This is a genomic window from Xanthomonas sp. NCPPB 3959, assembly GCF_056675575.1.
In genome coordinates this window covers 1-15,232 of record NZ_JBWWVR010000024.1, presented here as the reverse complement: position 1 = coordinate 15,232, position 15,232 = coordinate 1, and the positions used below count along the sequence as shown (strand labels likewise).

Here is a 15,232-nt window from a genome sequence, read left to right as displayed (position 1 = left end):
AGGGCGTTATGCGTCAAGCCCTCGCGCACGAGTGCGCTCCTACAAAAGCGCGGGTGTTTGGTTAGCGATGGAAAGCTAGTGTTGCGATGACGCCGCGCTCCTGGCCTGGGCGCACGCTGACGCGCCAGCCGTACAGATCGCACAGCCGGCTGACGATCGATAGGCCGATGCCGCCGCCTTGCGAGTGGCCGGCGTGGGTGCCGCGGTAGCCGCGCTGGAACAGTTTGGCGGCGTCTTCTTCGCTCAGGCCGGGGCCGGAGTCGATCACCTCTACTGCATCGCTGAGCACGCGCACACGCACCTGGCCGTCCTGGGTGTATTTGACCGCGTTGCCGATCAGGTTGCCTAGCGCCACCGACAATGCGGATTCGGGTGCGTCGATGACCAGATCGCGTTCGCCTTCCAACAGCAGTTCCAGCGGTTTGCCGCCGAGCTGGGCACGGTGCGCGTCGATCAGTTGTTCGGACACCTTGGCGACATTGCTGCTGCCCTGCCCGCGTTCGTTGCGCGAGAGCAGCAGCAGCGAGCCGATCAGGTCGCTGCACTGCAGTTCGGCGCGCTGGATGCGCTGCAGGCGTTGCAGCATCTTTTCGTCGAGATTGGGTTTGCTGAGCAGCAGTTCGGTGGCGCCGCGAATCACCGCCAGCGGGGTACGCAGTTCGTGGCTGACGTCGGCGTTGAATTCGCGGTCGCGCTGCACCACTTCGGTGAGGCGGGCCGAGTAATCGTCCAGGGCTTCTGCGAGCTGGCCCACTTCGTCATCGGGGAAGTGCGCGGCCAACGGCTTGGGCTCGCTGGTACCGCCGCGGTAGGCACGCAAGCGCGCGGCCAGATCGGACACCGGGCGCATCACCTTGGAGGCGGACCACCAGCCGATCACCAACGAAAACCCGCTGAATACCAACACCGAGAGCATCAGCGTGCGCTTGAGCTGAATCTCGCCCTTGAGGGTCTGGGTCATATCGTAGGCGAGGAAGAACCACTCGCTCGGCGTCTTGCGTACGGCCAGTTTGTACGAATACGCGTTGCCGCCCTCGTCCACGCCGGAGATGGTGTGGATGCCGTCGGGCAGCTGGTACCACTCGGGTTGCTCCAGGCGCAGCGCTTCGAATTTGTCGCTTTTGACCACCCGCCCACGCATCTGCTGTACCGGCAGATCGGGGTTACGCAACGGGTCGGAATAGAACCGCTGCGCAAAGGCGTCGATATTGCGGTTCATCACGTCTTCGACCAACTGGTTTTCCACGCGCGAGCGCGCCCAGTTGGTGGCGAAGGCGAACAGCGTGGTCAGGCAAAAGCCCAACAGCACGAACGACAGGATGATGCGGCTGCGCAGGCGCCGCCGGTAGCGGCCACGCCTGCGGGCGGGCCGCGCGCCGTTATTGCTTTCAGGCATCGGGCGAGGCGATGCGATAACCGATGCCGTGACGGGTCTGGATCATCGGCACGTCGAACGGCTTGTCGACCACCGCGCGCAGGCCGTGGATATGCACGCGTAGCGAGTCTGAATCGGGCAGTTCTTCGCCCCAGACGCGGGTCTCCAGCTCCTGGCGGGTGACCACGGCCGGCGAGGCTTCCATCAGCGACTGCAGGATCTTCAACGCGGTGGGGTTGAGCTGCAGCAGCTTGCCGCGGCGGCGCACTTCCAGGGTGTCCAGGTTGTATTCCAGATCGCCGGTTTCCAGCACACGGGTGTGCACGCCCTTGCCACGACGCGACAGCGCGTTGAGCCGCACTTCCACTTCCTGCAGCGCGAACGGCTTGATCAGGTAGTCGTCGGCGCCGGAGTCGAAGCCGGCCAGCTTGTTGTCCAGCGAATCGCGCGCGGTGAGCATCAGCACCGGCGTCTGCTTGCGCGCTTCGTTGCGCAGCTTGCGACACACCTCGATGCCATCCATGCCGGGCAGGTTGAGATCGAGCACGATGGCGTCGAACTCGTGCACCACGGCCAGATGCAGGCCAGTGACGCCGTCGGCGGCGAAATCCACCGTGTGGCCGCGGTCTTCCAGATAGTCGCCAAGATTGGCGGCGATATCGCTGTTGTCTTCAATTACTAGAATGCGCACTTAAGCCTCAATGCTCGAAAGTCGGGATGAACTAGCGGTTTGAATCAATAATCTTTGGCACACGCTGAGCTGTAGTCAAATCGCGCTCACCTTGATCTCGGGAGCGACGACGCTCAGCGACAGTTTGGCAGACTGTGCTGCTGCGATGAGAGCCTGTCGCCTTTTCGCGCTGGCAAATCAAACGGCTTTCCTCGCCCGCCCTTGTGAGAATTGTGTTAACGAGCTCCTGCTCGTTGTATACCGCCACTTTTCGGTCTGGCGTAAGCGTCTCTACACCACCTTGCTCAGCGACCGCAATTTCGATACGAGTAAGAGCCCCGAGCACTTTGGCGCTGTCTTCCTGACTAATTTCGGAATATTTAGTGCCACTGCTCAACTCCCTGCGAATTTCCTTGGCCTGCTCTGCAAAAGGTTTTTTCACATCGACTGCAATAGAGGTTGCCGCTTGTGCAGTGGAGACAACAGCCATCAGTGCCACCAAGTGCAGAACGTTGCGCATAGACATGCTAATTCCTTGTCATTTGGACTATTTAACACTCCCGACTGTGACGCGAATTCATGGGCGGAGCAAGTGAGCCATCACAAAAAGGCCCAGGTGCCGCTAAGCACCCGGGCCAAAAATGCATCCCGATCACCGTCACTGCCGAGAGCGGAGCTACGGTCGGGAGAGGCTAGCGGGGCAAGGATTAGGGTTTCGTTATTTTTTTGATAAAAATGTTAAATCCCCGATCAACGGGCCGTCTGCTCCAGGTGCTCGATGATCGCGGCGGCCACATCCACGCCACAGACGCCTTCCACGCCTTCCAGGCCGGGGGTGGAATTGACCTCCAGCACCAGCGGGCCGCGGTTGGAGCGGATCAGGTCCACGCCGGCCACCGCCAAACCCAGCGCGCGCGCCGAGCGCACCGCCACCTCCTGCTCCTGCGGCGTGGCTTCGGCCACTGCGGCGGTGCCGCCCAGGTGCAGGTTGGAGCGGAAGTCACCTTCGGCGGCCTGGCGACGCATGGAGGCGACCACCCGGTCGCCGACCACGAAGCAGCGCAGGTCGGCGCCCTCGGCCTCGCCGATGAATTCCTGCACGATGAAGTTGGCATACAGCCCACGCAAGGCTTCGACTACGCCGCGCGAGGCGCTGGCCTTCTCGGTAAGGATCACCCCGGCGCCCTGGGTGCCCTCGTTCAACTTCACCACGTGCGGCGGCGGGCCGAGCATGGAGAGCAGGTCCTGGGTGTCGTCCGGGTTGTCGCCGAACACCGTCACTGGCATATCGATGCCCTGGGCGGCCAGCAGTTGATGCGCGCGCAACTTGTCGCGCGAGCGCAGGATGGCGTCGGAGGGATTGGGCGTGTAGCTGCCCATGAATTCGAGCTGGCGCAACACCGCAGTGGCATAGCGCGTGACCGAGGCGCCAATGCGCGGAATCACCGCGTCGAATCCGGTGATCGGCTTGCCCTTGTAGTGCAGGCTGAAGCCATCGGCGGCGATACGCATGTAGCAGCGCAGCGGGTCGAGAATGCGCACCGTGTGCCCACGCTTGCGCCCGGCCTCGATGAGCCGGCGGGTCGAATACAGCTTGCTGTTGCGGGAAAGGATGGCGATTTTCATCGCGGAGGGTGCGCGGCGCGGCCTGGACATGGTCGGAGTCTAGTGACGAAGTGACCCAAGTCCGTACGTCTGCCGGTCGATCGCGCGTGCGGGCTGCAACCCTGCCCTGCACGCTTCGATCCAACTGGTGTGCGACGGCCCGAGGAGGGGAAGGCGAAAGCTGCTCGGCAACGCTGTTGAAGCGACGCAGGTGTTGCGCAACCTCAGTGGTCTGGATGCTAGCAGGGCGGCCGCGCGGCGCTCAAGCAATGCACACATGCGTTGCGCTAGATGCTGCGCGCATGCACCCTATCTATGCCTATGTCTGTGCCGAATGCGTCAACCAGCACCGACGCCAGTGATGCTCAACCCATCTCGGCGTAGCGTTACGTGGGCACGCCCACGTCCAGCCGCGCTGCGCAGTGATCAGGCGAGCGCAGCGGCTGCCGCATGCTGCCCTCACGCCATGCCCCTGTGGCCGTGACGCGTTTTGCACAGGCAAAACCGCAATGCTTGAGCCCCCTAATGCCGGCATGCCGGCGCACCCGAGACTCTCAATGCGACGTCCAGCAAGCGCGGCCTATGCCAACCCCTCCCGCATCCGCCAGGGGCGCCCGTTCCCGCGTGGCACGCTCTTCGATGGAACAGGCACCAATTTCGCGCTGTTTTCTGCGCATGCCACGCGCGTGGAGCTGTGTCTGTTCGACGAACAGGGCACCGAGACGCGGGTCGATCTGCCCGAATACACCAACGAGATCTGGCACGGCTATCTGCCCGACGTCAAACCGGGCCAGCGCTACGGCTACCGCGTGCATGGCCCGTATGAGCCGACCGAGGGACATCGCTTCAACCACAACAAGTTGCTGATGGATCCCTATGCGCGCGAGCTGGATGGCGATCTGATCTGGGCGGACGAACTCTACGGCTACACCGTGGGTCACCCGGATGGCGACCTGAGCTTCGACGAGCGCGACAGTGCGCCCTTCATGCCCAAGTGCGTGGTGGTCGAAGACACCTACGACTGGGAAGACGACGCACGTCTGCTCAAGCCGTGGAACGAAACGGTGATCTACGAAACCCACGTGCGTGGCTACACCATGCGCAACCCGCAGGTGCCGGAGGCGGTGCGCGGTACGTTTGCCGGCCTGGCGCAGCCGCAGGTGCTGCAATACATCAAGGACCTTGGCGTCACTGCCGTCGAGTTGTTGCCGGTGCATGCGTATCTGGACGACCAGCATCTGCTGGACAAGGACCTGCGCAACTACTGGGGCTACAACACCATCGGCTTTTTTGCGCTGAAGTCGCGTTATCTCTCCAGCGGGCATCGCGATGAATTCCGCGACATGGTCAAGGCCATGCACAAGCAGGGCCTGGAAGTCATTCTGGACGTGGTCTACAACCACACCGCCGAAGGCAGCGAGCTGGGCCCGACGCTGTCGTTCAAGGGCATCGACAACGCCAGTTACTATCGCCTTGCCGAAGACAAGCGTTATTACATCAACGACACTGGCACCGGTAACACGCTGAATCTAAGCAATTCGCGGGTGATCCAGATGGTCAACGACTCGCTGCGCTATTGGGCCGGCGAGATGCATGTGGACGGATTCCGCTTCGACCTGGCCACCATCCTGGGGCGCGAGCCGAGCGGCTTCGATCAGCGTGGCGGCTTCCTGGATGCCTGCAACCAGGACCCGTTGCTGACGGAAGTGAAGTTGATTGCCGAGCCGTGGGATTGCGGCCCCGGTGGCTATCAGGTGGGTCATTTCCCGCCGGGTTGGTCGGAGTGGAACGACAAGTTCCGCGACAATGCGCGCGAGTTCTGGAAGGGCGAAGAGGGCAAGCTCGCCGAGTTTGCCACTCGCTTTACCGGCTCGGCCGATCTGTTCGATCGGCGCGGTCGCCGCCCGTGGGCGTCGGTCAACTTCATCACCGCGCATGACGGTTTCACCCTGCGCGATCTGGTGAGCTACAACGAAAAGCACAACATCGCCAACGGCGAGGACAATCGCGACGGTTCGTCCAACGATGGCTCGTGCAACTACGGCGAAGAAGGCGATACCGACAACGCGGAGATCCTGCAGATTCGCGAGCGGCAGATGAAAAACCTGCTCGCCACCTTGCTGCTTTCGCAAGGCACGCCGATGCTGCTGAGCGGCGACGAGCGCGCACAGTCGCAAGGCGGCAACAACAACACCTATTGCCAGGACAACGAGATCACCTGGCTGGATTGGGAAAACGACCCGACCGACGGCCGTTTGACCGAATTCGTCAAGGCGCTCACCGGCTTGCGCAAGCGCTACCCGATCCTGTCGCGCGGTCGCTTTCTCAACGGCCAGTACAACGAAGAGGCCGGCCTGCGCGATCTGACCTGGCTCAATCCCGGCGGCACCGAGATGGACGACGCGCATTGGACCGATGCCGGTGCACGCTCGGTGGGCCTGCTGCTGGAAGGCAAGGCGCAGACCTCGGGCGTCAAGGAACTGGCCAACGACGACACCTTGCTGATCGTCATCAATGCCTACCACGAAGGGGTGACCTTCACCCTGCCCTCGTCCGATGAACCGGTGCACTGGAAGCTGGTGCTCTCCACCGACGAAGCATTGGAAGTGGACATGATGCCGGCCGGCGCCAGCGAGTTCCTGGCCCCGCCACGCAGCGTGTCGGTATTCGAGTGCAAGAGCGACCAGTAACGTTGTTCACGAGGTGACACACGCTCGCTGTCTGCTGATATCTGGCAGACAGCGAGCTTTCTTTTGCGCTTTAAAAACCCGCCATATCAAAGATGTCTGGATCAAAATGGCTGGCGGATGTTCAGAGCGGCCAACAAACCTATTGCTACGTTTTGTTAGCCACTCTCAGTCCCGCTGATACGGTGACGGAAGTCTGATCAAGGCACGCGAGAATATCGGTGATCCGCTCTCTTTGGACACTTTTAAACAAAGCAGCTAAAGATTGGCGCAGCAACTTTAATCAATCATTGCAACGACTGACAAAAGCTTTTATCGAACAAACAGACAAACCAAACAGCGCTCAAGCTGGAACAGAGCTTCAACCTGGATAGAGCGGAAACCGTTTGTCCGGATGATTGGCTTTCCATTCCTTGTACGAACTGGTGCCTTCCCAGGCCTTGAAGGCGCGCGGGGTACGGCCACGCCCGGACCAGGTCTCGCCGGAATGCGGAATCCAGTACTTGGCCACCACTTCGCCGGTGGACGATAGCGGGCCCTTGGATTTGCCGGTCATTGCGAGGGACGCGATCTGGCTTTTCTGTTTTGCGTTGAAGCGGCCACCAAACTGGGTCAGCACTTCGACGACCTGGTCGAAGGCTTCCAGCGTCTGGGCATATTTCAGCTGGGCTTCTTCCTGTTCGAGCTTACGCAGCTCTTCCAGCAATTGGGCTTTGGCGGCGGCGGAGGGTGAAGCAGGCGGAACCTGGCGCATTGGCAAAACTGAGGTTGGGCGGATCAACGAGTATTGCCGTTGCGCCGGCTAGCGTAAAGCGCTGTGGCCTACGCGAGTCTGGAAGCGGTCAGCGAGGGCGCAGCAGGGCATGCTCCCGGGCCATGCTCAGTACCGGCCCGATCCGCCCGGCGCGGATCAACTCGCTGCAGTGCTTGCCCACGAACTCGACCCTGGGCGCGGAAAACCACTGCATCACCCGCTCCGGCTCCCCGGCATTGATCGACCAGGCGTGGCACACCGTCTCGCCCAGCTCCTCCACCCCCACCAGGCCCAGCTCTCGAATCTGTTCCGGGTCGAGCGCAAACATCTCCAGCACCCTGCCCGCATCGGCCGGCGTGCCGTAGCCGCTATTCATCTGCCTGGCGATGCCGGCGCTGTAAGCAACCGATGCGGCGTGTGCGGACTCGGCGCGGCGCATGCCCTTGAGAAGTGCGCCGATGAGTTGAGGATGTGTCGTGGTCATGGTGCTCGCTCGATCATGGCCATAACTATGACCACCATCGGCGATGCGCTCAATCAGGAGGTTCCTGACCATGGGCAAGGAAATCACGAAGCGTGCTATCGAGGTTCTTCAGGAAGTTACTTTCTGCAATCGATGTCATTTCGATGTATGCCTAAACAGGCGTCTTCTAGCGATCGATTACCAAAAGCCAGCACCCGACATCGAGGCCGATTCATGCGTAGAGTCGACTGTCCCAGCGTCACGGTGGAGATTTCCATGTCCAGCCCGGCCACGGTCACAATCGACAACCGCTCCAGCTACACCATCGTCACCCACGTAACCCGGAATTACTGGGTGGAAGGCGACGGCGACTCCATCGATGGCAAAACCATCGAAGCAGACTCGAAACAGGCCTATACCGTGAAGGCCAAGACCGCCCACCATGGTGAGTTGGACATCGACCTCATCGATAGCGCGACCTCCACTGTCATCGCGACGCTCAACATCAACAGCATCAAGGACCCGCAGGACGGCAGTGGCCTGGCCGGCACATCGAAAACAGCCGATCTGCAGATTGCGGCAGTGGGCCATCGCAGCTCGCCCGGCGACGAGGATCTGAGACGGATCGACGTCACCCTGGTGGATGTGAGCATCGGCCGGTTGCGTTACAACGACGTCTCCATGAAGGCCTCGCACAACAGTTATCAGCGCGACGAAACCCTGCGCGAGCAAATTACCTGGAACCCGAAAAATCACTACGACTGCGGGTGTGGCGGGTTGGAACTGGATATCGCCCAATCGGACGATGGTCTGGATTGGTCGGTTGGCCATAAGGGTTCCTACGATAAGCACTACCGTCAGCTCTCCGGCTTTTTGAGCGATCTGGCGGTGTGGTCGAAAGAAAATGACGGCCACGACGTGATCACCTTGCACCTGGACCTCAAACACACTGCGACCAAAGACTTCCCTGACCAACTGGATGCCTATCTCAAGGACAGGCTGCCGCGCATCTATACACCTGGCGAACTGATGGGGTCACAAGAGACGCTGGCACTTGGCGCCGAAAGGAATGGCTGGCCCTTCATTGAAGACTTGAAGAACACGTTTCTTGTCTGCGTGACCGGCAACAAGCAGGACAAACAGACCTATGCGGAGACCGCGCCGAAATCGCGGCTATGCTTCGCCGACAAAGACACCGATGGCGACGAGAATCCCTCGGATTCTCACCGGGTCTTTTTCAACTTCCACATCTTCCACTCTGATCGCGATCAATGGATGAAGACATTCAAGGCCTGCATCGGCAGACCCGAGGTCATCATCCGTGCGTATCTAGCCAATAGCGAAGACAACTGGAACGACTGTCTCGACAGCGGCTGTTGCGTGATCGCGACCAACAAGATCAGCGACCACGCCTGGGCACTGGTCGGCGCGCAGCGCTTCGCCAAGCGGGTGCCGTTGTTGTAGTGAAGGAATTTCCTTACGGCCCCGTTCGTGGTTCCTGACAGCGATGCGAGTGATTTTCTGGCAGAATCGGCGGCCTGCAGGCTGATGGACCATCGGCGTCGGCCCGCAGGCATGGACGCCAAAAGCGCTAATTAACCAAGGTCAAGGAGGATCACGATTGGGAATGTCATCGATTCGGCACGTGGGCGACTATCAGCTCACCGCGCATGTCACGCCCGGCCAAGGGCAGTTTTCGGCTGAACTGCTGCTCAGCAAATCCGGCGGCATTACCTTGCAGCGATACCGTGTGCCAGGCGATGCGTTCGCCGACAGCATCGCCGCGCATGATCACGCCAGGCAGTGGATGGCGATGTGCGAGGTCTCCAGCGATGGGCGCGTGCGCTTCGATGCGCATTGCCTCGATCAGGGCCGACGTGCAGTAGCCGCCGCCTAAGCAGGCGGGAAGCACCGGGTGAGCCGCTCGTTCCAGAAGGCGAGTTGCTCCAACGTGTGCGACTCAATGGGTTTTTCCACTGTCGACGACGCTTTGCGTTGCGCCACTGTGGCAATCAGCGATGCCGCCAGGCGATCCCAGCACAGTCTGAGCAAGGCCGGTTCGGGATGCGAAGCAAGCATTGCTTCCAGCATCGCCCCTTGCGCGACTCTTGATGCCTGCAATTCGCTCAGCGCATCGGTCACTGCCGTCATCCATTGCTCGGTCAACTGCTCCGTCATTTCCGCACGCGATCCCTTCTCAAGATGCACAGGCTATCCGCAATGCACGGGTTTGTACCGGCTGCGCGCAAGATTCGCCAAGACATTACTGAACCGTATGGCAGAGGTTTGCGCGAACCTCTGAAGCGATGCCTTTTCATCACCGAGCGCTGCCGACAGTGCCCTGGCAAGATCGCTTTCACTCGCTGCCGAGACGGCTTTCGACTCGTAGAAAATCTCAGCTGCGAACTTGCCGCCACTAAAACCAATGCCCGGCCTGACGGAGCGAATTACTCAGCTCGTCATCGAGTCAAGATTTTGTGAAATCTGCCGATAACGGATTGAGACACCTCGGCAAGCGCTAGCGAACCAGGCAAGCCGGTCGACGTTGGCGACAACGCCTCAGGTTGCTCGGGCAGGCCAGTCACTCGCCGGCTCCTCCCACTCCTCCGCCTTCTTCTCCAGGTCCCAGCATGCTACCCACGATCAAGAGCAAATTTATATTGGCATTGTTGGGAACGCTGATTCCGAGCATCCTGCTGTGTCTGTTCCTGCTGAACAGCCTGCACACCTCCAAGAACAATGTCGGCACGCTCTACAATCGCGACTTCACCGGCTCTGCGCTTGCCAGCAGCATCGACGGTCAGCTGACCCGGGTGGATATCAACATCCTGCGCATGATCGCCATCGGCACGCCCGAGCTGATCACGCAATGGAAGCAGGAAAACCAAACGCGCTTCACGCAGGTCGCGGCCAGCATCGTGGAACTCAAGCAGTTGCTGAGCCAGGAAGCCGAGCACACCGCCCAGCTGCAAAAGATCACGGCAAGCTATGCGCTGATGCAAGCGGGGATGCAGCGCCAGATCGAGTTGATCGAAGCTGGCGATATCGCCGGCGGCGCCGAGGTCAATCGGACCCAGGTCAAGGACAACGCCAACGCCACCTTTGCCGGGCTTGCCACCTTGCGTGACGAACTGGCCGCCTCTGCCAAGCTGCGCTATCAGCAGCAACAGGCCACCAACACGCGCGCGATCACCTTGTCGGCGATCGCGCTGGGGTTGATCGCGTTGGCCGGCGTGAGCATCGCGATGCTCCTGGGGAATGCGATTTCACGCTCGATCCAGCGGGCAGTTGCCGCCGTCGAGCAGTTGTCGCGCGGCGTGCTCGATGTCGATATCAAGGTCACCGGCAAGGACGAAACCGTGCAGTTGGCCAGTGCGGTCTATCGCATCCGCGATCGCCTGCAAGGCGTCATCGCCGCCCAGCTGGAAATGGCACGCCGGCACGATGCCGGCGAGATCAGCTACCGCATGGACGAAAATGCATTTCCTGGCGAGTTCGGTCACATGGTGCGCGATGCCAACGCCCTGGCCAGTTCGCATATCGCCATGACGATGCGCCTGACACAGATCATCGGGCGCTACGCCATCGGCGACCTTTCCGATGAGATGGATCGGCTGCCGGGCGAGAAGGCGGTGGTGACCGAGACGATGAACCAGGTCAAACAGAATCTGCAGGCGATCAATCAGGAAATCAGCCGCCTGGCTTCGGCAGCGGCAGCCGGGGACTTCAGCGTGCGTGGCGACACCGAGCGCTTCCAGCATGATTTCCGCGCCATGGTCACCAGCCTCAATCACCTGATGTCCACCGCAGACGGCAACCTGCAATCGCTGTCTGCATTGCTGCAGTCCATCGCCGCGGGCGACCTCACGGCGCGCATGAGCGGCGAGTTCAATGGCGTGTTCGCACAGATGCGTGATGACGCCAACACCACCGCCGCGCAGCTGGCGGAAATCGTCGGGCGCATCCAGCACTCGGCAATCTCCATCAATTCGGCTGCCAGCGAAATCGCTGCCGGCAATCAGGATCTGTCGCACCGTACCGAGCAGCAAGCGGCCAACCTGGAAGAAACCGCTGCCTCGATGGAAGAGCTCACCTCCACCGTTCGCCAGAACGCCGAGCATGCACGCCAGGCCAATCAGCTGGCGATCGGTGCGGCAAGCGTGGCCTCGCAAGGCGGCGAGATCGTGAGCAAGGTCGTGGGCACCATGGCCGGGATCGAAGCCTCGTCCAAGAAGATCGCCGACATCATCAGCGTCATCGACGGCATCTCGTTCCAGACCAATATCCTTGCGCTGAACGCGGCCGTGGAAGCCGCGCGCGCAGGTGAACAGGGCCGTGGCTTTGCCGTGGTCGCCTCGGAAGTGCGCACGCTCGCTCAGCGCTCAACCGCAGCTGCGAAGGAGATCAAGGGCTTGATCGACGACTCGGTACAGCGCGTTACCGAAGGCTCCACGCTGGTGCACACCGCCGGCAACACCATGGCCGAGCTTGTGGCCAGCGTGCAGCGCGTGACCGACATCATGGGTGAGATCTCTGCAGCCTCGCAGGAACAGTCGGTCGGCATCGAGCAGGTCAACATCACGGTCACGCAAATGGATGAGACCACCCAGCAAAATGCGGCACTGGTGGAAGAAGCCACCGCGGCGGCGCGTTCGATGGAAGAACAGGCCGGGCAGCTCACCGAGGCGGTTGCGGTGTTCAAGATTGCGCAGACGAACACGCACAGCGTGCGTTCGGCACCAACCGCATCATCAAAGCTCAGCCTGGTCAGCGGCCGAACAGTAGCACCGGTCAAAGCCGCTACCCGCCAAGCGTCTGCACCGAAAAAACTGGCTACCACTGCTTCCAGTGACGGGAGTAACTGGCAGGAATTCTAAGCCTCGACCGCATTCAAAGACCCGGCAATGCCGGGTTTTTTTGCTTCATCAAGGCACGTCCAGGCATGTACGTGCAGGTTGTCCATGCGCCTGATCGTCTTCATTGGACGCGCTCCCAACTGATAGGCAACCGAGCGTCTACGTAATCGCCCCACGCTTGAAATTTATAACGCACTGGCGAGTCGCTCGATGCTCAGATGTTGCGCTGTCTACGCAATACTCAGCGTCGCCCATGCAAGCAAGGCGTAACGGGTGGTCTTGGCGATTGCAACCAGCGGCAGGAACACGCGCAGCGGCTCGCGCATCACCCCCGCCGCAAGTGTCAACGGGTCGCCGATGAGCGGCATCCAGCTCAGCAGCAGCGACCATTTTCCGTATTTGCCATACCAGGCCTGGGCGCGCAGCAATGCAGCCGCTTTGATCGGGAACCAGCGCTTTGCCTGAAAGCGCAACGCCTCGCGCCCAAGCCACCAGTTGATCAGCGAGCCGAGCACGTTGCCGATGCTCGCAGCAGCCACGAGCCCCAACGCAGAATCGCCGCGCAACAGCAGCGCCACCAATGCCGTCTCCGACTGCGCAGGGAGCAAGGTGGCTGCGATAAGCGCAAGTGCAAACAGCGAGAGATACGTCATTGGCTACGTTGCGCATGTTGTGATGGTGCAGGAGGTTGGGCGATGCATCCGGCGCAACATCTGCGCCACAACCGACGCCAATGCGACATGGCGCAGCGTTACCGCTTGACCGGCTTTCGCCGCTTGACCTTTTCGTCAGGAAACACCCTGGCACACAGAAAGTCGACAAACGCCCGCACCTTCGGCGAAGGATGCTTGCTTGCCGGCCAAAGCACGTGGAACGCGCCGCTGCGCCGCACGTGCTCGGCCAACACGGGAAGCAGGCGCCCGTCTGCCAGCAGGTCGCGGATAGCGAAATCCGGCAAGCAGGCTATTCCGAGTCCTTGCACTGCGAAGCACACGCGCGTTTCGATGTTGTTGCAGATCATTGAGGTGGGAAGCACCAGTTCGCCGCTGTTGCGCCGCGTATGCAGCGGCCAGGCTTCCAGTTTTCCCGAGTTGGGATAACGGTAATGCAGGCAGGCATGCTGCAGCAGATCGACCGGCAAGCGCGGAGTGCCGCGCTGCGCGAGATACTCGGGCGCAGCCACCAGCATCATCTGGAAGCCACCGAGACGCCTGGCCGAAAGACGCGAATCGCTCGGCTCGCCGGTTCTCACCACCGCATCGAACCCTTCCTCGATCACATCGACCATCCGGTCGCTGAAGTCCAGATCCAGCTCGATCTCGGGATAGTGGCGCATGAAGTCACCCAGCACCGGCAATACCAACGCACTGACCAGCGGCAGGCTCACCCGCAAGCGCCCGCGCGGCGCGGCGGTGGCCTGCGAAAGCTCCAGTTCCGCTGCTTCGATCTCGGCGAGGATGCGGCGGCTACGCTCCAGGAACAACGTGCCTTCGGCTGTCAGCGTGACGCTACGCGTACTGCGATGAAACAGCCGCACGCCAAGTTTTTCCTCCAACCGCACCACGCGTTTGCCGACCGCAGACGCCGACACGCCCAACAACCGGCCAGCCGCGACGAAGCTGCGCGTTTCGGCAACCTGCACGAACACCACGAACCCGCTCAGGCTTTCCACCACACGTCTCCATTGCGGACGTCTGGTTCCGCACAACGCGGAACTCTACCCCAGTTTTTCTTTAATCCAAGGCTGTCTACCCTGCTTGGAATGTCTATTGACCAACTACTCCATGACGACGTCTCTCTCACAGCTGCGCGAAACCATTCAGCTCACAATGCTGAGCTGCAAAATTCAGCCCGTTGTTCAACATGCATTGGACGATCAGCGCACGGTCGTGGCGGTCGCTCCTCTAACACACAGCGGTAAATCGATGTATCGGCAATCATCCAGCCGTGCCGACCGGCAACGCCGTTGCACGATCGTGGATGCACTCCCTCACTCGACATTCGTCACCACATCGCGCAGTGAAGTGTCTAACGCATTGGAAGCAAGGCAATGAGTTCGACTGCGAAAGACCGCTTGCCACTGGCACCCTTGCTCGCGCTTGCCATGGCCGCCTTTATCACCATCCTCACCGAAGCGCTGCCAGCGGGTCTGCTGCCACAGATGGCAGATGACTTAGCGGTCTCCGAAGGCTGGGTCGGTCAGACCGTCACCATCTATGCGCTCGGTTCCTTGTTGGCAGCGATTCCTTTGACGATCGCCACCCAGGGCATTGCCCGTCGCCCGCTGCTGCTGGCGGCCATCGCCGGCTTCGCCATCGCCAACACGATCACCACGCTGTCCAGCAGCTATGCGCTGACGATGGTGGTGCGCTTTCTGGCAGGCGTCTCGGCGGGACTGTTGTGGGCGTTGCTGGCCGGCTATGCGGCGCGCATGGTGCCCGAGCATCAGAAAGGCCGCGCCATCGCGATCGCCATGGTTGGCACACCGCTGGCGTTGTCGTTGGGCGTGCCGGCCGGCGCGTTCCTTGGCAGCCTGGTGAGCTGGCGTGTGTGCTTCGGCATCATGAGCGTCCTGGCGGTGATCCTGATGCTGTGGGTGCGCCTGCAGGTGCCGGATTTCGCCGGGCAGGCGCAAGGCAAGCAGCAACGTCTGGCGCACGTGGTGAGGTTGCCCGGCATTCGGCCGGTGCTGTTCGTGGTGCTGGCTTTCGTGTTGGCCCACAACATTCTCTACACCTACATCGCCTCGTTCCTGGCGGAGGCCGGCATGGCGCAGCGCACCGATCTGGTGTTGCTGGTCTTCGGTGGCGCATCGCTGATCG

At 61.2% G+C, this 15,232-nt stretch carries 16 protein-coding genes; 7 read left to right on the top strand and 9 right to left on the bottom strand.

Translation table 11 applies throughout. The features are described 5' to 3' along the window. Positions 1-61: 61 nt before the first annotated feature. The 4 genes from AC1KVG_RS20165 to rimK form a co-directional block, all read right to left on the bottom strand. On the bottom strand, positions 62-1,396 hold the full coding sequence (locus AC1KVG_RS20165) for a sensor histidine kinase (protein WP_481095576.1): 1,335 nt from the start codon (positions 1,394-1,396) through the stop codon (positions 62-64). Then, complete coding sequence (locus AC1KVG_RS20160) at positions 1,389-2,066, bottom strand: response regulator transcription factor (RefSeq protein WP_006448355.1); 678 nt, start codon at positions 2,064-2,066, stop codon at positions 1,389-1,391. The genes AC1KVG_RS20165 and AC1KVG_RS20160 overlap by 8 nt, the downstream gene beginning before the upstream one ends. A gap of 31 nt (positions 2,067-2,097) precedes the next feature. Next, positions 2,098-2,571: a hypothetical protein gene (locus tag AC1KVG_RS20155; protein WP_481095575.1), complete on the bottom strand. Its 474-nt coding sequence runs from the start codon at positions 2,569-2,571 to the stop codon at positions 2,098-2,100. 224 nt (positions 2,572-2,795) lie between these two features. Next, positions 2,796-3,671 (bottom strand): 30S ribosomal protein S6--L-glutamate ligase, encoded by an 876-nt coding sequence (gene rimK, locus AC1KVG_RS20150; protein ID WP_074058087.1) that lies wholly within the window; start codon positions 3,669-3,671, stop codon positions 2,796-2,798. Positions 3,672-4,207: 536 nt separating this feature from the next. On the opposite strand from rimK, the gene glgX reads away from it, so the two are divergent. Then, on the top strand, positions 4,208-6,340 hold the full coding sequence (gene glgX, locus AC1KVG_RS20145) for a glycogen debranching protein GlgX (RefSeq protein WP_481095574.1): 2,133 nt from the start codon (positions 4,208-4,210) through the stop codon (positions 6,338-6,340). Positions 6,341-6,558: 218 nt separating this feature from the next. Then, positions 6,559-6,711: a hypothetical protein gene (locus AC1KVG_RS20140; RefSeq protein ID WP_481095573.1), complete on the top strand. Its 153-nt coding sequence runs from the start codon at positions 6,559-6,561 to the stop codon at positions 6,709-6,711. Here the strand turns inward: AC1KVG_RS20140 and AC1KVG_RS20135 are convergent. Then, on the bottom strand, positions 6,699-7,091 hold the full coding sequence (locus tag AC1KVG_RS20135) for an H-NS histone family protein (RefSeq protein WP_055824272.1): 393 nt from the start codon (positions 7,089-7,091) through the stop codon (positions 6,699-6,701). The genes AC1KVG_RS20140 and AC1KVG_RS20135 overlap by 13 nt on opposite strands. A gap of 88 nt (positions 7,092-7,179) precedes the next feature. Beyond that, on the bottom strand, positions 7,180-7,575 hold the full coding sequence (locus AC1KVG_RS20130; RefSeq protein ID WP_023904916.1) for a hypothetical protein: 396 nt from the start codon (positions 7,573-7,575) through the stop codon (positions 7,180-7,182). A gap of 255 nt (positions 7,576-7,830) precedes the next feature. Between AC1KVG_RS20130 and AC1KVG_RS20125 the strand changes: the two genes are divergently transcribed. Both AC1KVG_RS20125 and AC1KVG_RS20120 read left to right on the top strand, forming a co-directional pair. Next, positions 7,831-9,018 (top strand): PI-PLC domain-containing protein, encoded by a 1,188-nt coding sequence (locus AC1KVG_RS20125; RefSeq protein WP_481095572.1) that lies wholly within the window; start codon positions 7,831-7,833, stop codon positions 9,016-9,018. A gap of 163 nt (positions 9,019-9,181) precedes the next feature. Continuing rightward, a complete protein-coding gene (locus AC1KVG_RS20120) occupies positions 9,182-9,451 on the top strand; it encodes a hypothetical protein (RefSeq protein WP_481095571.1) in 270 nt (89 codons plus the stop codon). Here the strand turns inward: AC1KVG_RS20120 and AC1KVG_RS20115 are convergent. Continuing rightward, the gene (locus AC1KVG_RS20115) at positions 9,448-9,720 is read right to left on the bottom strand and encodes a hypothetical protein (RefSeq protein WP_308677045.1); all 273 of its coding nucleotides are present in this window, start codon (positions 9,718-9,720) and stop codon (positions 9,448-9,450) included. The genes AC1KVG_RS20120 and AC1KVG_RS20115 overlap by 4 nt on opposite strands. A 464-nt stretch (positions 9,721-10,184) precedes the next feature. On the opposite strand from AC1KVG_RS20115, the gene AC1KVG_RS20110 reads away from it, so the two are divergent. Continuing rightward, entirely contained in the window at positions 10,185-12,431 is a 2,247-nt protein-coding gene (locus AC1KVG_RS20110) for a methyl-accepting chemotaxis protein (RefSeq protein WP_481095570.1), read from the top strand. Positions 12,432-12,640: 209 nt separating this feature from the next. On the opposite strand, the gene AC1KVG_RS20105 is transcribed toward AC1KVG_RS20110, so the two are convergent. Further along, positions 12,641-13,063, bottom strand: a complete 423-nt coding sequence (locus tag AC1KVG_RS20105) for a YqaA family protein (RefSeq protein ID WP_481095569.1) — start codon at positions 13,061-13,063, stop codon at positions 12,641-12,643. Positions 13,064-13,161: 98 nt separating this feature from the next. Beyond that, the gene (locus tag AC1KVG_RS20100; RefSeq protein ID WP_481095568.1) at positions 13,162-14,082 is read right to left on the bottom strand and encodes a LysR family transcriptional regulator; all 921 of its coding nucleotides are present in this window, start codon (positions 14,080-14,082) and stop codon (positions 13,162-13,164) included. A 97-nt stretch (positions 14,083-14,179) separates the two neighbouring features. Here AC1KVG_RS20100 and AC1KVG_RS20095 point away from each other — a divergent pair, with 97 nt between their 5' ends. Both AC1KVG_RS20095 and AC1KVG_RS20090 read left to right on the top strand, forming a co-directional pair. Next, positions 14,180-14,464, top strand: coding sequence for a hypothetical protein (locus AC1KVG_RS20095; RefSeq protein WP_481095567.1), 285 nt, complete (start codon positions 14,180-14,182; stop codon positions 14,462-14,464). Further along, positions 14,461-15,232: MFS transporter (locus AC1KVG_RS20090; RefSeq protein ID WP_481095566.1), on the top strand; the 772-nt coding region annotated here is incomplete at its 3' end. The genes AC1KVG_RS20095 and AC1KVG_RS20090, both read left to right, overlap by 4 nt.

What these genes read in the sequence shown, in the direction of transcription:
- AC1KVG_RS20165 (WP_481095576.1), bottom strand. Translation starts at nt 1,396, where the DNA reads ATGCCTGAAAGCAATAACGGCGCGCGGCCCGCCCGCAGGCGTGGCCGC.
- AC1KVG_RS20155 (WP_481095575.1), bottom strand. Translation starts at nt 2,571, where the DNA reads ATGTCTATGCGCAACGTTCTGCACTTGGTGGCACTGATGGCTGTTGTC.
- rimK (WP_074058087.1), bottom strand. Translation starts at nt 3,671, where the DNA reads ATGAAAATCGCCATCCTTTCCCGCAACAGCAAGCTGTATTCGACCCGC.
- glgX (WP_481095574.1), top strand. Translation starts at nt 4,208, where the DNA reads ATGCGACGTCCAGCAAGCGCGGCCTATGCCAACCCCTCCCGCATCCGC.
- AC1KVG_RS20135 (WP_055824272.1), bottom strand. Translation starts at nt 7,091, where the DNA reads ATGCGCCAGGTTCCGCCTGCTTCACCCTCCGCCGCCGCCAAAGCCCAA.
- AC1KVG_RS20130 (WP_023904916.1), bottom strand. Translation starts at nt 7,575, where the DNA reads ATGACCACGACACATCCTCAACTCATCGGCGCACTTCTCAAGGGCATG.
- AC1KVG_RS20125 (WP_481095572.1), top strand. Translation starts at nt 7,831, where the DNA reads ATGTCCAGCCCGGCCACGGTCACAATCGACAACCGCTCCAGCTACACC.
- AC1KVG_RS20120 (WP_481095571.1), top strand. Translation starts at nt 9,182, where the DNA reads ATGTCATCGATTCGGCACGTGGGCGACTATCAGCTCACCGCGCATGTC.
- AC1KVG_RS20110 (WP_481095570.1), top strand. Translation starts at nt 10,185, where the DNA reads ATGCTACCCACGATCAAGAGCAAATTTATATTGGCATTGTTGGGAACG.
- AC1KVG_RS20105 (WP_481095569.1), bottom strand. Translation starts at nt 13,063, where the DNA reads ATGACGTATCTCTCGCTGTTTGCACTTGCGCTTATCGCAGCCACCTTG.